The organism is Baekduia soli (assembly GCF_007970665.1).
Lineage (GTDB): Bacteria > Actinomycetota > Thermoleophilia > Solirubrobacterales > Solirubrobacteraceae > Baekduia > Baekduia soli.
Window position 1 is genome coordinate 1,144,693 of the sequence record NZ_CP042430.1, and the last position, 15,160, is coordinate 1,159,852.

Genomic DNA, 15,160 nt, shown 5'->3' on the forward strand with positions numbered 1-15,160 from the left:
CTGGGGGTTGCTCTGTTGGCGAGGCGCCGCGCGCCGTCGCCCGGCCGGGAGATGAGGGGCCGACAGCTCCGGCGGTCGCACGACACTGCGCCAGCCGTGGCGGGGACGTGGCTCGTGCTGCACGGCGCGCTGCTCGGCGAGCAGGGCGCCGCGGTGTTCATCCAGCGAGCGCATCCGACGCCGGTGGCTCCGCTGCTGCCGAAGGCCTAGGGTCTCACCGCGCCCGAGCAGAAGGTCGCCCAGTTGCTGCTGCGCGGTGCCACGACCGCGCAGGTCGCCGAGCGACCGGCGATCTCACCGCACACCGTCAGCGAACACGCCGAGGCGATCTACGACAAGACGGGCGCGCGCACGCGCGGCGAGGTGGCGGCCACGGTCTTCTTCGGCGAGCACCTGGCCCGCAACCCAGGGCCACGCGGCCGTGGGCGACGACGCCTCCGACCACCTCAGCCAGGGCAACAGCTTCCACGGGGCGATGCCGCGCGGAGCCCGCCGGGTTCAGGGCGCCTCGTCGACGACCGTGATCGGGAGCTTGAGGTGGGCCAGGCGGTGGGGCAGGTCGACATGGAACCAGCGCTCGACCGGGTGCGGGGCCTGCGAGACGATGATCTCGTCGATGGGCTCGTGGAACATCACCGCGTCGACGACGTCCATCGGGTCGTGGCGGATGGAGACGGTCGCGATCACCGGGCCGCCGGCGGCGGCCTCGATGTCGGGCAGCGCCGCGTTCAGCGCCTGCTCGGCCGCCGCGGCCTTGTCGCGGCGCTCGGGGTGCATCGGGTGCCACTCGGCCGGCGCCGGGTTGGGCACGACCACCCGGAACTGCGCGGGGCCGCGGCCGGCACGGGCGCGCATCGCGTCCAGCAGGGCAGGGTCGGCGGCGCTGCGGTCGGCGAGGACCAGGACGCGCGCGGGCTGCTCGCTCATGCCGGGAGGGCCTCCGGGTCGGGCGGCGACTCGTCGACGCGCGTGACCGTGAGGTACAGCACGAGCGCGAGGATCGTCCCGAGGAAGATGTAGCTGGTGGTGTTGGTCCCCAGCGCCAGGCCGCCGTCCTTCTTGGCCTGCGACAGGTAGTCGCCGATCGACGCGCCCAGCGGCCGCGTCAGGACGTAGGCGGCCCAGAACGCGAAGATCGCGTTGAGGCCGAAGCGCAGGTGCGCGACGGTGATGATCGCGATCGCCCCGCCGAACAGCAGGATCGACTTCCAGTAGCCCAGGCCGCTGGCCTCGGCGATGTAGTCGCCCGCCGCGGTGCCCAGGGCGAAGGTGAAGAGCACCGTGACCCAGTAGAAGAGCTCGCGCCGCAGGGTGAGGATCGTGTGGATCGACAGCGTGCGCTCCACCGCGAACCACACCGCGAAGCTCGCGATCGTCGCGATCCCGAAGATCGTCGTCGTCGTGTGCAGCGCCACGCCGTGGTTGTCGGCGAGGTTGTCGGTGATCAGCGTTCCGACGACGCTGATGAGGACGATCCCGGCCCAGTAGAACAAGGGGATGTAGCGCCGGAACGCGAAGACGAAGACCAGGACGACGGCGAGCACCGCCCCCGTGTAGTAGGCCAGCGTCGCGTCGCTGAGGTTGTACCTGCTCGAGAGGTTGTCGGCCCCCGTCTCGCCGACGGTCGTGCACAGGATCTTGATGATCCAGAAGTACACCGTCACCTCGGGGACCTTGTTGAGGATGTTGCGGCCCACCAGGCCGGCTCGCGTGTCCGACGCCCGTGGCGTGGCGGTGCTCATGGCCGTCAGACTCCCGCGCCGCGCCTGATCGCCTCCTGAACGGGCGTCGAGCGCGTCTGCGCCGATGCTCACGCTCGGGTCGAGCGGACCGACGACCCAGGGTGATCGTGTCGTACGACACCAGCCGTCCGGAGGACGCAGCCGCGGCTGAGCACGAGCATCGGCGTCGCCGAGCGCCGGGACGGCCCCTTCGGGGCTCCTGAGGGCGACACTCCTGGCGAGGGACCGCGCAGCCGACATCGGCGACACTGCGGTCGTGACCCATCGATGAGCGCGCGGCGCAAGCGTCGTGCCGTGCCGGTCGTCCTGCTGCGCACGGCGCGGGCGTTCTACGACGACCAGATGACCCATCACGCCGCGGCGCTGACCTACTACGCGCTGATGTCGCTGTTTCCGGCGCTGCTGCTCGCCGTCTCGATCCTGGGCCTCGTGGGCCAGTACCCGGAGACCTACGACGCGATCCTCGGGTACCTGCGGGGCGTCGTCCCCGCGTCGGCCTTGGTGCCGCTGGACACCTCGCTGCGCAACGCCCTGCAGCAGAAGGGCACGGCCGCCACGACGCTGGCCATCAGCGTGGTGGTCACGCTGTACGGCACGACCGGGGCGCTCGAGGCCGCGCGCCGTGCGCTCAACGTCGTCTTCGACGCCGACGGCGGGCGGCGGTTCCTCGTGCGCAAGGCCATCGACATCGTCAGCACCGTGGTGTTGATGGCCCTGGTGCTCGTCAGCCTCGTGCTGGTCTTCGTCGGCGGCCACCTGGCCGAGGACCTGCTCGGCTTCCTCGGCCTCGGCCACACGATCGCCCGGATCTGGAACCTCGCCCGCTGGCCCGGCGCGCTGGTCGTCGCGATGCTCGTGTTCTCCTTCATCTACTACGTCACCCCGGATGTCCGCCAGCGCTCGTTCCGCTGGGTGACCCCGGGCGCGGCCGTGGGCGTGACGCTCTGGCTGATCGCCTCGGCGGGGTTCTCGGTCTACCTCGGCAGGGTCGCCAACGTCGGTGCGGTCTACGGGGGGTTCGCCGGGGCGATCGTCCTCGTCGTCTGGCTGTGGCTGACGAACGTCGCGCTGCTCCTCGGCGCCGAGCTCAACGCCGAGATCGAGCGCGAGCAGCAACTGGGCGAGGGCGTGCCCGAGCGCGAGACGCTGGACCTCCCGAGACGCTGAGGCGCTCTGGTGGTGTGATCGTGACCGGGGGACTATCGGTGCTTCCAGAAGCGCTCGGCGTCAGCCTCCATGCGAGCGAGTCGGGTGTAGTAGTCCGGAAACTCGTTCATGTGGGCACGCGCGATCTTGGCGGTCAGGGTTCGGTCGTCGTCGGTGACGTTCGTCTCCGGGTCGCGACGGCCGTGCTCGAGCTCGACCTGCAAGCCCATGTGGAACTCGTCGATGTCGAACCTCGACCCTGTCCAGTCGATGCCGATGATCTCACCGAGCCGGCGGGCATCTTCCAGGGTGAAGGCAGGCTCTCGGCCGTGCTCTCCGCGGCTGCCGGAACATCTGCCGGCCGTGCCGCGGGCCCTGGCTCTCGTCGACGCGGGATCACGAGCACCGGGCACGGGGCGGTGGCCAGCATGCGCCGCGTCCTGCGTCGGAGCTGTCCCGTCGAGCTGTCGACGTCCGCGCCGTCGAGAATGAGGATGGCCGGCGCGTGCCGTTGGACGGCGTCGACGAGCGTCTGATCAGCCTCGCCGCGCGTCACGGCCTCGTCCGAGGCCGCGCTGTCGGCCTGCCATTCGCGCAACTCGGGCGTCGGCGGTACCGGCGCAACCACCGTGGCATCGAAGACCTCAGCGAGCAACTCGGCCAGGTGCATCGCAGCCGGCATGATCTCTGAACGGTCGACGGCGACCACGACGGCAGAGATGCGCGAGGGTGAGATCTCGACGCCCTGACGGCAGACGAGCACGGGACACGGGGCGCGCTCGACGACCGCGGACGAAACGCCTCCCCGGTCTACGCCGGCGGCACCCACGCAGATCAGGTCCGCGCCCTCGGTCTCGGCGACGCGCAGGATGACCTCGGCGGGGTCGCCCCGCTGGAGGATGGTTCGCGTCGCCGCGTGGACCGGTGCGTAGTCGGCGGCGTTGACGAGATGACGCTCCCAGCGATCGTGCTCGGCTGGGTCCCCTTCGGCGTGCAGCAGCATCGCTGTGCCATGGGTGCGTCCTGCGATACGCAGTCCGATGGCCGTCGACGCAGCAGCCTCCTGCGAGCCGTCGTCGCCGATCAACACGAGCAGCGGGCGGCCCACAGGCTCCGGATGTCGGTCTTCCGGCGTGATCGCGTTCGACATGCGCTGAAGCCTGTCGAGCCCCGCGTGCCCGCACATCGGCACAACGCCCGCCGACCCGGCGGGCAACTACGGAGCCAGATCGAGCGGGCGGCCGCGCCGCGACGGGGGCAGTTGGATTCGACGCCGAGCTCCTCCAGTACCGCGGCTACGCGCCGCTTGCCGACGCCGTCGTGCTCGACGGCGATCCGGCCGCACGCGACTTCACGGCGGTCTGGCACCGCCGCGACCGGCCGGTGGCCGCCCTGCTCGTCGGCCGCCCGCGTGAGCTGCCCGGCATGCGCCGGCTCATCCAGCAGACCCTCGAACAGCACGCCCTGGAGACAACCCCATGACCTACGTCCCACATATCGACGAGCTGGCCTGCGCCGCCCACGGCGACTGCCAGGACATCGCCCCCGACGTCTTCCGCGTCGACGACATCGCCGTCGTCATCGGCACCGGTCCCGACGACCTGATCCTCAAGGCCGCCCAGGCCTGCCCGTCGGCCGCCATCACCGTCGTCGACAGCACCAGTGGCGAAACGATCTACCCCTAGCCGGCGCCCAGCGCCGGCGCGTCGTCTGCCGTCGCCGACCATGATCACACGGTGCGTGGTGCGCGGCAGGTTAGATTCCGGGCATGTTCGATCCCGGCGTCCGCGCGCTGCTGGAGGGCGTGAACTTCGTCCACCTCTCGACGCTCATGAAGGACGGCTCGCCCCACAGCACGGTGGTCTGGGGCCACACCCGCGGCGACCAGGCGATCTTCTTCACCAACAACCCCCAGTCGCTGAAGGGCCGCAACATCGCGCGCGACCCGCGCGTGGCGCTCTCGATGATCGACCGCGACAACCCGTACCGGACCGGCATGCTGCGCGGCCGGGTGGTCGGCACGCTCACCGGCGACGAGGCCGACGCCATCGTCGACGCGATGTCCCATAAGTACGTCGGCCGGCCGTTCCCGATGCGCGGCAACACGGTCTACCTCATCGACGTCGCGAGCTCGCGCCTCACCGAGCTGCCGTTCGAGGACAGCCCGGCCTAGGCGACCCCGCCTCAGCCGTGCCCGGACCCGCGGGCCAACGGGTCGGCGAAGCGGGGACCGGTGGTCACCGAGCGGTCGGTGAGGCCCTCGCGGAACGCGACCAGGTCGGCCTCGTCGCGGTCGGTCAGCGCGACGTTGCGCAGCGACGGCGCCTTGACGCGCCCCATGTCCTTGGGGGCGCCCGGTGATCGCGAGCGACGGGTCGAACGCCACGGCCGCCGTGACCGCGGCGCTCGACCACACCGATGTGGCCGGCGTGCCTGCTCCGCTGAACCTCGCGGCGCTGGGCTGGTCGCGGCAGGTCGGCCCAGATCCGGACCGGGCATGGCGCCCGGGCCTGCGACCATGAACTCATGGACGCCGTCTCCCCGTCCGCCGCGCTCGGGATCGCGCTCATCGCCTTCGGGCTGGTGCTCACCCCCGGCCCGAACATGCTCTACCTGGTGTCGCGGTCGCTGACGCAGGGCCGGCGCGCCGGGCTCATCTCGCTGATCGGCACCGCGCTGGGCTTCCTGGTCTACCTCGCGGCGGCCACGCTGGGCATCACGGCGATCTTCACGTCGGTCCCCACGGCCTACACCGCGCTGCGCATCGCGGGCGCCGCGTACCTGCTGTGGCTGGCCTGGGGCGTGCTGCGCCCCGGCGCGCCTCCGATCTTCACGGTCCGCGAGCTGTCGGTCGACCCGCCGCGGCGGCTCATCGGCATGGGCCTGCTGACCAACCTGCTCAACCCCAAGATCGCGGTGCTCTACGTCTCGCTGCTGCCGCAGTTCGTCGACGCCGACCGCGGGAGCGTGGCCCTGCAGTCCTTCGTCCTGGGCGCGATCCAGATCGTCATCGCCGTCACGTTCAACGGCGTGTTCGTCCTGCTCGCCGGCGCGCTGGCCATGCTCCTGGCGCGCCGCCCGGCGCTGGCCCGCGCCCAGCGGCTGCTCATGGGCACGGCGCTCGGGGCATTCGGCGTGCGGCTGCTCGTCGAGCGCTCGCGCTGACGCCGGCTGCCGGAAGACGCCGCCAATCTGGACCCTTTCCAGATTCTGTGGGAGAGTGCGGCCCGTGCCGGCCACCACCGACCACGAGCGCGCGCTCCGCGGGGCCTCCCTGCGGGTCACGCGCCCGCGGCTGGCCGTCCTGGCCGTGGTGCACGACCAACCGCACGCCGACACGAACACGATCATCGGTCGCGTGCGCGATCGCCTCGGCGAGGTGTCCCAGCAGGCCGTCTACGACGTGCTGCGGGCGCTGACCGACGCCGGGCTGGTACGCCGCATCCACCCGCCGGGCTCCGTGGCGCGGTACGAGTCACGGGTCGGCGACAACCACCACCACGTCGTCTGCCGGTCCTGCGGCGCCATCGCCGACGTCGACTGCGCCGCCGGCACGTCGCCGTGCCTGACCGTCACCGACGGGCACGGCTACACGATCGACGAGGCCGAGGTCATCTACTGGGGCGTCTGCTCCTCGTGCTCGGCCCCCTGAATCCAATGTCCGGTCCCGGAAGGAATCCCTGTGTCTGATAGCCCCGACGCCGTCGTCGGCGAGATGAACGAAGAGTCCGGTGGGTGCCCCGTCGCCCACGGGCGCGCCCCGCACCCGACCCAGGGAGGAGGCAACCGCGGCTGGTGGCCGGACCGCCTCAACCTGAAGATCCTGGCCAAGAACCCGGCCGTGGCCAACCCGCTCGGCGAGGCGTTCGACTACGCCGCGGCGTTCGAGGCGCTTGACCTCGGCGAGGTCAAGCGCGACATCGAGGACGTGCTGACGACCTCGCAGGACTGGTGGCCCGCCGACTACGGCCACTACGGGCCCTTCATGGTCCGGATGGCCTGGCACAGCGCCGGCACCTACCGCATCAGCGACGGCCGCGGCGGCGCCGGGGCCGGCCAGCAACGCTTCGCCCCGCTGAACAGCTGGCCCGACAACGGCAACCTCGACAAGGCGCGCCGGCTCCTGTGGCCGGTCAAGCGCAAGTACGGGCAGAGCCTGTCGTGGGCGGACCTGCTGGTCCTGGCCGGCAACGTCGCGCTGGAGTCCATGGGCCTGCAGACGTTCGGCTTCGCCGGCGGCCGTGAGGACGTGTGGGAGCCCGACGAGGACGTCTACTGGGGCCCGGAGACCACCTGGCTGGGCGACGCGCGCTACCACGGCGACCGCCAGCTCGAGGATCCGTTCGGCGCCGTCCAGATGGGCCTGATCTACGTCAACCCCGAGGGCCCCAACGGCACGCCGGACCCGGTCGCCGCGGCCAAGGACATCCGCGAGACGTTCCGGCGCATGGCGATGGACGACGAGGAGACCGTCGCGCTCATCGCCGGCGGGCACACGTTCGGCAAGACCCACGGCGCGGCCGACCCCGACGCCTATGTCGGGCCCGAGCCCGAGGCCGCCCCGCTCGAGGAGCAGGGCCTGGGGTGGCGCAACAGCTTCGGCAGCGGCAAGGGCGCCGACACCATCACCAGCGGCCTGGAGGTCGTGTGGACGACGACGCCCACCAAGTGGGGCGGCGGCTTCTTCGACAACCTGTTCGGCTACGAGTGGGAGCTGACCAAGAGCCCGGCCGGCGCGCACCAGTGGCAGGCCAAGGACGGCGCCGGCGCCGGCACGATCCCCGGGCCGATCGACCCCGACGACCGGCGTCCGCCGACGATGCTGACGACCGACCTCTCCCTGCGGTTCGACCCGATCTACGAGCCGATCTCGCGGCGCTTCCACGAGCACCCCGACGAGCTCGCCGACGCGTTCGCGCGGGCCTGGTTCAAGCTGACGCACCGCGACATGGGACCCGTGGCCCGCTACCTCGGCCCGGAGGTCCCGCAGGAGACCCTGCTGTGGCAGGACCCGATCCCCGAGGTCGACCACGAGCTCATCGACGCCGAGGACGCCGCCGCGCTCAAGGCCCAGATCCTCGAGTCGGGGCTGTCGATCGCCCAGCTCGTGTCGGCGGCGTGGGCGTCGGCCTCGACCTTCCGCGGCAGCGACAAGCGCGGCGGCGCCAACGGCGCGCGGATCCGCCTGGAGCCCCAGAAGGACTGGGAGGTCAACGACCCGGCGCAGCTGGCGACCGTGCTGAGCACGCTCGAGGGGATCCGGACGGCGTTCAACACCGCCGCGGCCGGGGGCCGCCAGGTCTCGCTGGCCGACCTCATCGTCCTGGCCGGCTCGGCGGCGGTGGAGCGCGCCGCGGAGAACGCGGGGCACGTCGTCAGCGTCCCGTTCACCCCCGGTCGCGCCGACGCCACGCAGGAGCTGACCGACGTGGAGTCCTTCGCCGCGCTGGAGCCGACCGTCGACGGCTTCCGCAACTACGCGCGCGGCGAGCACGAGCTCTCGGCCGAGTATCTGCTCATCGACCGGGCGAACCTGCTCACGCTCAGCGCGCCGGAGATGACCGTCCTGGTCGGCGGCCTGCGCGTGCTGGGCGCCAACACGGGCGGGTCTCCGCTCGGCGTGCTGACGACGAACCCCGAGGCGCTGACGAACGACTTCTTCGTCAACCTGCTCGACCTCGGGACGACGTGGCGGCCCGCCTCCGGCGACACGTACGAGGGCGTCGACCCCGCCACGGGCGAGGTCCGCTGGACCGGCAGCCGCGTCGACCTGGTGTTCGGCTCCAACTCCGAACTGCGCGCGCTGGCCGAGGTGTACGCCAGCGACGACGCCGGCGCCAAGTTCGTGGCCGACTTCGTGGCGGCCTGGGTCAAGGTGATGAACCTGGACCGCTTCGACCTGCGCTGAGGCCCGGTCCGGGCCGGCCGCGCCGCCGTCGGCCGGCCGGTCCGGGCACCCTCCTCAGAACGCGCCCTGGCGCAGCTCGGCGATGAACGGCTCGAGGTCGGCCTCCGTCGCGTGGTAGGTCCCGGGCTCCCGGTCGTCTTCACGACGTAGTAGTCCTCGGCCATCTGGGCCTGCTGCTCGCGGTTGAAGTCCCGGTAGCGCCGGCCGTCCGCTCGGGCCTTGGCGAGGTCGCCGTAGTCATAGCCCATGTCGCTGGCCTGCCCGTGCAGCGCCTGGGGCATGTAGACCGCCCCGACGATGCCGTACTGCGCGACGTGGGTGAGCTCGTGCACGGTGGTCTCCAGGTCGATGCCCTTCGGCGCCTGGATGATGTGCATCGTCGTGATGGCCCGCTCGGTGGCCGTCGGGTCCTTGAAGTGGTTGAGCCACCTGCCGAGCTTGACCATGTAGGAGCCCTCGTCGACGCGGACCTGCCAGTAGGGGATGAGGCCCTTGCCGTGGACGAGCTCGGACGCCGCGACCTCGTCGTCGGTCAGCGGCCGGGTGTGGAAGACCAGGCCCCACACGAACTGCAGGGCGTCGCTGATGCCGAAGAGCTCGAGCATCTGGATCGCGACCTCGATGAACCAGCTGAGGCCCTGCCTGAAGCCCGACCACACCCACGCCCAGGAGGCACCGTTCTTGATGCCCTTGTAGAGCCAGCCGATCAGCCCGGGGATCACGTCCCAGCCCTGGACGATCAGCCGCCACACCCGCAGCGGGAAGAAGCGGATGACGTCCCAGCACAACGAGCCCAGCAGGGACAGCTTCTCCCACAGCCGGGTCCCGATCGCCTTGATGATCGTCCAGGCGCCCGCGCCGAACCACGTCAGCGCGTCCCACACCGCGCGGCTCGCCGTCGAGAGCCAGTCCACCGCCCACTGGCCCGCCGCCCGCGCGCCGTCCCAGACGCTGCGGGCGGCGCCGGCGACCGCCCCGCCGACGGCCACCGCCGCGTCCTTGACCGCGCCGCCGACGGCGACCGCGGCGCCCTTGACCGCACCGCCGACCGTCGTGCCGACGCTCTTGATGCCGCCCCAGACGCGGCCCCAGAAGCCGCGGGCCAGCCCGCGCCGCGAAGCGCGCGTGGGCGCGGCCGGCGCCGCCGCGGTCCCGGCCGCCGGGGCGGGGTCCCGCGCGAGGACGGGACGGCCGGCGGCGTCCAGGCGGCCCGCGGCGGCCAGGCGGGCGACGGATGCGTTGCCGATGGCCGACTGCAGCGCCAGCAGCCGCGCGGCGCCGGGGTCGGTGCCGGGGACGGGCGGGCGCACCGGCCGGTCGGCGGCCGCGGCGACGTCGTCCTGTGCCTCACGGGTGCCCGGCTCGGATCCCACGCGACGAGTATCCCCCGCGCGGGGCGGCAGACGTCCTCGGCTGCTTCACCGTCGAGTCCAACGTCCCGGCCGCCGCGGCGCCGCTGGCCTGCGGCGTGGCCTCCGCGCGGGCGGTCGAGGGGCGCGTCCTGGTCGCGCTGCGCGGCACCGCCACGCCGTACCCGGCGATCACCGGCCTGGTGTTCTCGCTCCTGCCGGCCGGGCTGGAGGGCGTCGGGTTTCCCGCGGTGCCGTGGGACGACATCGTCCTCCACCCCCCCGGAGACGATCGTCGCCGACCGGGTGCTCGTGCCGCCCCGGGAGCGCGTGCCGTTCGCGCGCGGGCTGCTGTGGCTTGCGCCACATGAGCTCGCCGACCAGCTCGCGGCGGCGGTCCTCGGGGATGGAGGGGTCGCTGGTCCTCCGGCGCACACCGCGGCGCTAGGGTCGGCCCATGGCCGCCCTCCAGACCCCGGCGACGCGTGCGGCCCGGGACGCGGGGATCGCGTTCACCGTGCACGAGTACCGCCACGACCCGCGTGCGGCCTCCTACGCCGGGGAGGCCGCCGAGGCGCTCGGGCTCGACCCCGCCCGCGTGTTCAAGACGCTGGTCGTGGCCGTCGGCGACGCGCTGGAGGTGTGCATCGTCGGCGCGGCCGACCAGCTCGACCTCCGCGCGGTCGGCAAGCGCGCGGTGATGGCCGACGTCGGCCGCGCCGAGCGCGTCACGGGCTACGTCGCGGGCGGCATCAGCCCGCTCGGCCAGCGCCGCCGCCTGCCCACGCACGTCGACGACACCGCGCTGCGCCACGACACCGTGTTCGTCAGCGCGGGCCGGCGCGGCCTGGAGATCGAGCTGTCGCCCGCCGACCTCGTCGAGCTCACGGGCGCCGACGTGCGCACCCTGCGCCGCACCTGACGCTTGATCCTGCGCATGTGCCGCAGGTGCGGCGCCGCGACAAGGTCCTCGTGTTCCTGCGGTCCTACGACGGCACCGTGGACGAGACGGTCGCCGTGCTCGACGGCGACGGCCGGGTCGTGGCCAAGCCGGGCACCGTCGGGTCACCCGTCGACCCGGGGCTGACGACGAGGGTCGTGCCGTTCAGCGACCTCGAGGCGGTGCCCGCCGCGCTGGCGCCCGGCGACGCGCACGCCGCCGTCGACCCGCTGCTCGACGACCTCGTCCACGCGGCGCTGCTGAACCGCGGGGTGAGCCGCGCGCCCGGCGGCTCAGGCCGTGGCGCGCAGCCGCGACGTCTGGCTCGTGGGCTGGCCGGCCGCGGCCGTGGCGTCCAGGCGCAGCGTCACGTCGAGGCCGCGGCGGCCCTGCAGGCCCTTGCGCAGCCGTGCGACGGCGGTGCGGCTGATCCTCAGCCGCACGATCTTCGACGTGCCCGCGGGGATCACGAGCTTCTGGACCGCGAGGTCGACCGACACCGGCCTGAGGCGGCGCTTCCTGCGGCCCTTGCCCGTGGTCGGCGTCCCGCGCTGCACGATGCTCGCCGATGCCGTCAGCGTGCACGTCGTGTCGCAGCCCACGCGCACGGGCAGGGTGCGCGTCGTGAGCAGGCCGCCCGTGCGCAGCGCCCGGACGGTCAGCACGGGGCCCAGCGGCTCGGGCAGCGTCGGGTACTTCAGGGCCGGCGGCGGGGCGGGCGCGGGCAGCGGCGTGCACAGCACGCCGGGGGTCGGGTTGGCCAGCGTGAACGTCTGGACGCGGTTGTTGTCGGTGTCGGTCACCGTCAGCACGCCGTTGCAGTCCACGCTGACGCCCGTGGGGTGGACGAGCTCGCCCGGGGCGATGCCGCGCGAGCCCAGCGTGAGCAGGCGCTCGCCCCCGGGGCCGAACTGCTGGACGCGGTTGTTGCCGCGGTCGGCGACCCAGAGGTTGCCCGCAGGGTCCAGGGCCAGCTGGGCCGGCGCGTTGAGCTTGCCGAGCTTGCTGCCCGTGCCGCCGAAGTCGCCGACCTGGCGCCCGGAGGCGTCGAAGACCTCGATGTGGTTGGCGCTGTCGGCGACGTAGGTGCGCGCGCCGTCGCCGGTGACGGCGATCCCGCGGGGCGGCGCGTCGGTCGGCACGGAGCCGAGGTAGCCGCCGTCGGGCGCGAAGCGCGCGATGCGCCCGTTGCCCGTGTCGGCCACCGAGATCGTGCCGCTCGCGTCGATGGCCAGCGCCGAGGGCGCCAGGAGCTGGCCCGGGCCCGTGCCCTCCGAGCCGATGGTGCGGGTCGACTGGGCCGTCGCGCGGTCGAACACGACGATGCGGCTGCGCCTGGCGTCCAGGACGAAGCCGTTGCCGCCGGCGTCGAACGCGACGGCGACCGGGTCGGGCAGGAGCGTCGGGCCCGGGTTGGGGGAGCCCCAGATCGAGGCGATCGTCCCGTCGGGGTTGATGAGCTGCACGCGGCCGTTGACGGCGTCGGCCACGGCCCGGACGCCCGAGGCGTCGGTCGACACGCCCTGGGGCGCGTCGAACTGGCCCGTGCCGCGCCCCGACGTGCCGAAGGAGCGCCGCAGCGTGCCGCTGGCGTCGAAGACGTCGATGCGGTCGTTGCCGGTGTTGGCGACGTAGACCTCGCCGTTGGCGGCCGCGGCGATCCCGCGCGGGTAGGCCAGCTGGCCCGGACCCGTGCCGTAGGAGCCCCAGCGCGCCTTGTAGCGGTAGCCGGTCGCCGGGGTGCTGAAGCGCACGATGCGCTGGTTGAGGTCGTCGGCGACGAACAGCCGGCCCTGCGGGTCCAGCGCCACGGCGTAGGGGAAGTTGAGCTGGCCGGGGCCGGCGCCCTGGCCGCTGCCGATCGACGACAGCAGGTGGCCGCCGGTGTCAAACGCCGCCACGCGGTGGTGCTGGTCGTCGGCGACGAGCATCCGCGTGCCGCGCACCGCGACACCGCGCGGGTTGGCCAGCGTGCCCGGCGGCACGATCTCGGCGCCGTGGCCGCCGGAGGTGTCGAAGCGCACGACGCGGTCGTTGCCCGTGTCGGCGATGTACAGGACGTCACCCGAGACCGCCAGGCCGCCGCCGGCCGCGGCATCGTTGCCGCCGCCGGCGCCGAAGCGGAAGCGCCCGAGATCGGTGCCGCTGCCGCCGAAGCTGCCCAGCAGGCCGCCGTCGGCGCCGAAGCGCACGATCCGGTTCGTGCCGCCGTCGGCGACGAGGAGCGTGCCGTCGCCGGCCACGCCGACGGCCCCGACGGCGCTGAGCTCGCCCGGGCGGGTGCCCGCGGCGCCGATGTCGCGCAGCGGCGTGCCGTCGGGGGCGAAGACCTGGATGGCGTGCGAGCCCTGGTCGCCGACGTAGACGCTGCCGTCGGGGCCGATCGCCACGGCCTGCGGGAAGCGCAGCACGCCGCCGCCGCGCTGGCCCGTCTGGACCACGCCCGTGTACGGGCACGTCGGGCCCGCGCCCGGGCAGTCGGCCTGTGCCGGGGCGGCCCCGGCGGCGGTCAGGCCACCGAGCAGGAGGGTGGTCAGGACGAGGGCGGGGAGGGGTCGCAGGCGCGGCATCGAGGTTCCCAACACCGTGAGGAGGCGAAGTCGCGGTCCTGCACGACGGGGCCCACGTCGGCGGACCGCGGGGCCCGACCGGTAGATTCGCGGGCGGTGACCGGGATCGGTGTCCTGCGCGAGGGGCCGCTGCACGCAGCCGTCAAGGACCTGTACGCGCGGCCGGGCGACCGCGCCGAGGTCCCGCTGGCGGGCTTCGTCATCGACCTCGTCCGGGCCGACGGCGAGCTCGTGGAGATCCAGACGGGCGGGTTCGGGCCGCTGGGGGCCAAGCTCGACGCGCTGCTGGACGGCCACCGCATGCGGATCGTGCACCCGGTCGCCGCCGAGCGGCGCATCGTGCGCGTCGACGAGCACGGCGAGGTCCTCTCGGCGCGCCGCTCGCCGCGGCGCGGCGACGTCCTCGACGTGTTCGACCGGCTCGTCTCCTTCCCCTCGCTGCTCGCGCACCCGAACCTGGCGATCGACGTGCTGCTGTGCCGCGAGGACCACGTCCGCGCGCCCGAGGCGCGCCGCTCGCGGTCGGGGCGCCGCCGCCGCGACCCCGGGCAGCGCCGCCTGGTGGAGGTCATGGGCTGCGTCGAGCTGGCCGGGCCGGCCGACGTCGCGGCGCTGCTGCCCGCGGGCCTCGGCGCCGGCGCCGGCACGTTCACCACGCGCGAGCTGGCCACGGCCCTGGGCTGTCGGGTCATGCTCGCCCAGCGCATCGTCTACTGCCTGCGCGCGATGGAGCTCCTGGCCGACGCAGGCCGCCGCGGCCGAGCGCCGCTGCACGCCCGGGCGGTGGCCGCATGACCACGTTCGTCCTCGTCCACGGGGCCTGGCACGACGCTGCGTGCTGGGACGCCGTCGTGGCCGCGCTGGAGGCCGCCGGCCACGTGGCGATCGCGCCCGAGCTGCCGGTCTCCGAGCCCGCGGCGGGCTTCGCGGACTACGCGCGGGTCGTCGCCGAGGCCATGCCCGAGGCCGACGAGCCGCCCGTCGTCGTGGGCCACTCGCTGTCCTCGGCGGTCATCGCCGCGCTGCCCGAGCTCATCGACGTCGGGCTGCTCGTCTACCTGTGCCCACGGCTGAGCGGGTTCCGCGGGCCGCCCGGCGGCCCGGACGTCTTCCGGCCGGCCGCCGGCCTGCCGCGCGACGAGCTGGACCGCACGGTGTGGCCGCGCGAGCGCGCGGAGGCCGAGCTGTACGGCCGGGTGGAGCCCGCGCTGGCGCACGCCACCGCGCAGCGGCTGCGCCCGCAGGCGCAGATCTGGCGCGCGCCGCACCCGGCGGCGGTGCCGCCCGAGGTGCCGTCGGCGATGGTCGTGTCCAGCGCCGACGAGATGTTCGAGCCGGCGTGGTCGCGGTGGGCGGCGCGCAACGTGCTCGGGGTGGTGCCCGTGGAGCGCGACTGGGGCCACTTCCCGATGCTCGAGGCGCCGCGGGAGCTGGCGGCCCTGCTCGTCGAGCTGGCCCGCGAGGGCGGCGCGCTGCCGGCCCCGGGCACCCCGGCCGAGTAGCCC

At 73.6% G+C, this 15,160-nt stretch carries 17 protein-coding genes and 1 pseudogene; 11 read left to right on the top strand and 7 right to left on the bottom strand.

The genetic code is table 11. The features are described 5' to 3' along the window. Positions 1 to 243 precede the first annotated feature (243 nt). Positions 244 to 309 (top strand): annotated as a pseudogene (locus tag FSW04_RS28310) (hypothetical protein); the annotation flags it as partial. A 189-nt stretch (positions 310 to 498) separates the two neighbouring features. Here FSW04_RS28310 and FSW04_RS26790 read toward each other — a convergent pair. Together FSW04_RS26790 and FSW04_RS05355 are read right to left on the bottom strand one after the other, a co-directional pair. Continuing rightward, positions 499 to 927: a hypothetical protein gene (locus FSW04_RS26790; protein WP_228430915.1), complete on the bottom strand. Its 429-nt coding sequence runs from the start codon at positions 925 to 927 to the stop codon at positions 499 to 501. Continuing rightward, positions 924 to 1,742, bottom strand: coding sequence for a COG4705 family protein (locus FSW04_RS05355; protein WP_146917024.1), 819 nt, complete (start codon positions 1,740 to 1,742; stop codon positions 924 to 926). Before FSW04_RS05355 ends, FSW04_RS26790 begins: the two co-directional genes overlap by 4 nt. Before the next feature lie 294 nt (positions 1,743 to 2,036). Here FSW04_RS05355 and FSW04_RS05360 point away from each other — a divergent pair, with 294 nt between their 5' ends. Continuing rightward, entirely contained in the window at positions 2,037 to 2,909 is an 873-nt protein-coding gene (locus tag FSW04_RS05360; protein WP_187369269.1) for a YihY/virulence factor BrkB family protein, read from the top strand. A 32-nt stretch (positions 2,910 to 2,941) separates the two neighbouring features. Here FSW04_RS05360 and FSW04_RS26795 read toward each other — a convergent pair whose 3' ends face one another. Further along, positions 2,942 to 3,133, bottom strand: a complete 192-nt coding sequence (locus tag FSW04_RS26795; protein ID WP_228431198.1) for a DUF5661 family protein — start codon at positions 3,131 to 3,133, stop codon at positions 2,942 to 2,944. Beyond that, positions 3,043 to 4,038: a universal stress protein gene (locus FSW04_RS05370; RefSeq protein WP_187369270.1), complete on the bottom strand. Its 996-nt coding sequence runs from the start codon at positions 4,036 to 4,038 to the stop codon at positions 3,043 to 3,045. Before FSW04_RS05370 ends, FSW04_RS26795 begins: the two co-directional genes overlap by 91 nt. 170 nt (positions 4,039 to 4,208) lie before the next feature. On the opposite strand from FSW04_RS05370, the gene FSW04_RS05375 reads away from it, so the two are divergent. The 3 genes from FSW04_RS05375 (at position 4,209) to FSW04_RS05385 (ending at position 5,061) form a co-directional block, all read left to right on the top strand. Continuing rightward, positions 4,209 to 4,370, top strand: a complete 162-nt coding sequence (locus tag FSW04_RS05375) for an oxidoreductase C-terminal domain-containing protein (RefSeq protein ID WP_146917031.1) — start codon at positions 4,209 to 4,211, stop codon at positions 4,368 to 4,370. Continuing rightward, positions 4,367 to 4,573, top strand: a complete 207-nt coding sequence (locus FSW04_RS05380; RefSeq protein WP_146917033.1) for a ferredoxin — start codon at positions 4,367 to 4,369, stop codon at positions 4,571 to 4,573. The genes FSW04_RS05375 and FSW04_RS05380 overlap by 4 nt, the downstream gene beginning before the upstream one ends. An 83-nt stretch (positions 4,574 to 4,656) precedes the next feature. Then, positions 4,657 to 5,061, top strand: a complete 405-nt coding sequence (locus tag FSW04_RS05385) for a pyridoxamine 5'-phosphate oxidase family protein (RefSeq protein ID WP_146917035.1) — start codon at positions 4,657 to 4,659, stop codon at positions 5,059 to 5,061. An 11-nt stretch (positions 5,062 to 5,072) separates the two neighbouring features. On the opposite strand, the gene FSW04_RS25685 is transcribed toward FSW04_RS05385, so the two are convergent. Next, positions 5,073 to 5,228: a hypothetical protein gene (locus tag FSW04_RS25685; RefSeq protein WP_187369271.1), complete on the bottom strand. Its 156-nt coding sequence runs from the start codon at positions 5,226 to 5,228 to the stop codon at positions 5,073 to 5,075. Positions 5,229 to 5,414: 186 nt separating this feature from the next. On the opposite strand from FSW04_RS25685, the gene FSW04_RS05390 reads away from it, so the two are divergent. From FSW04_RS05390 to FSW04_RS05405, 4 genes are all read left to right on the top strand, one after another. Next, positions 5,415 to 6,053, top strand: a complete 639-nt coding sequence (locus FSW04_RS05390) for a LysE family translocator (protein ID WP_146917037.1) — start codon at positions 5,415 to 5,417, stop codon at positions 6,051 to 6,053. Between the two features lie 64 nt (positions 6,054 to 6,117). Beyond that, positions 6,118 to 6,540 carry a Fur family transcriptional regulator gene (locus tag FSW04_RS05395; protein WP_146917040.1) on the top strand — a complete coding sequence of 141 codons (423 nt, stop codon included), beginning with the start codon at positions 6,118 to 6,120 and terminating at the stop codon, positions 6,538 to 6,540. A gap of 30 nt (positions 6,541 to 6,570) precedes the next feature. Further along, positions 6,571 to 8,796: a catalase/peroxidase HPI gene (katG, locus tag FSW04_RS05400; protein WP_146917042.1), complete on the top strand. Its 2,226-nt coding sequence runs from the start codon at positions 6,571 to 6,573 to the stop codon at positions 8,794 to 8,796. Between the two features lie 1,806 nt (positions 8,797 to 10,602). Continuing rightward, the gene (locus FSW04_RS05405) at positions 10,603 to 11,067 is read left to right on the top strand and encodes an aminoacyl-tRNA deacylase (RefSeq protein ID WP_146917044.1); all 465 of its coding nucleotides are present in this window, start codon (positions 10,603 to 10,605) and stop codon (positions 11,065 to 11,067) included. A 143-nt stretch (positions 11,068 to 11,210) separates the two neighbouring features. Here the strand turns inward: FSW04_RS05405 and FSW04_RS27760 are convergent, their stop codons facing one another. Both FSW04_RS27760 and FSW04_RS05410 read right to left on the bottom strand, forming a co-directional pair. Then, positions 11,211 to 11,336, bottom strand: coding sequence for a hypothetical protein (locus FSW04_RS27760; protein ID WP_267128287.1), 126 nt, complete (start codon positions 11,334 to 11,336; stop codon positions 11,211 to 11,213). 42 nt (positions 11,337 to 11,378) lie between these two features. Continuing rightward, complete coding sequence (locus FSW04_RS05410) at positions 11,379 to 13,655, bottom strand: NHL repeat-containing protein (protein WP_146917047.1); 2,277 nt, start codon at positions 13,653 to 13,655, stop codon at positions 11,379 to 11,381. 96 nt (positions 13,656 to 13,751) lie between these two features. Here FSW04_RS05410 and FSW04_RS05415 point away from each other — a divergent pair, with 96 nt between their 5' ends. Next, positions 13,752 to 14,450 carry a hypothetical protein gene (locus FSW04_RS05415; protein ID WP_146917049.1) on the top strand — a complete coding sequence of 233 codons (699 nt, stop codon included), beginning with the start codon at positions 13,752 to 13,754 and terminating at the stop codon, positions 14,448 to 14,450. After that, a complete protein-coding gene (locus tag FSW04_RS05420; protein WP_146917052.1) occupies positions 14,447 to 15,157 on the top strand; it encodes an alpha/beta fold hydrolase in 711 nt (236 codons plus the stop codon). Before FSW04_RS05415 ends, FSW04_RS05420 begins: the two co-directional genes overlap by 4 nt. The last annotated feature ends 3 nt before the right edge of the window (positions 15,158 to 15,160 follow it).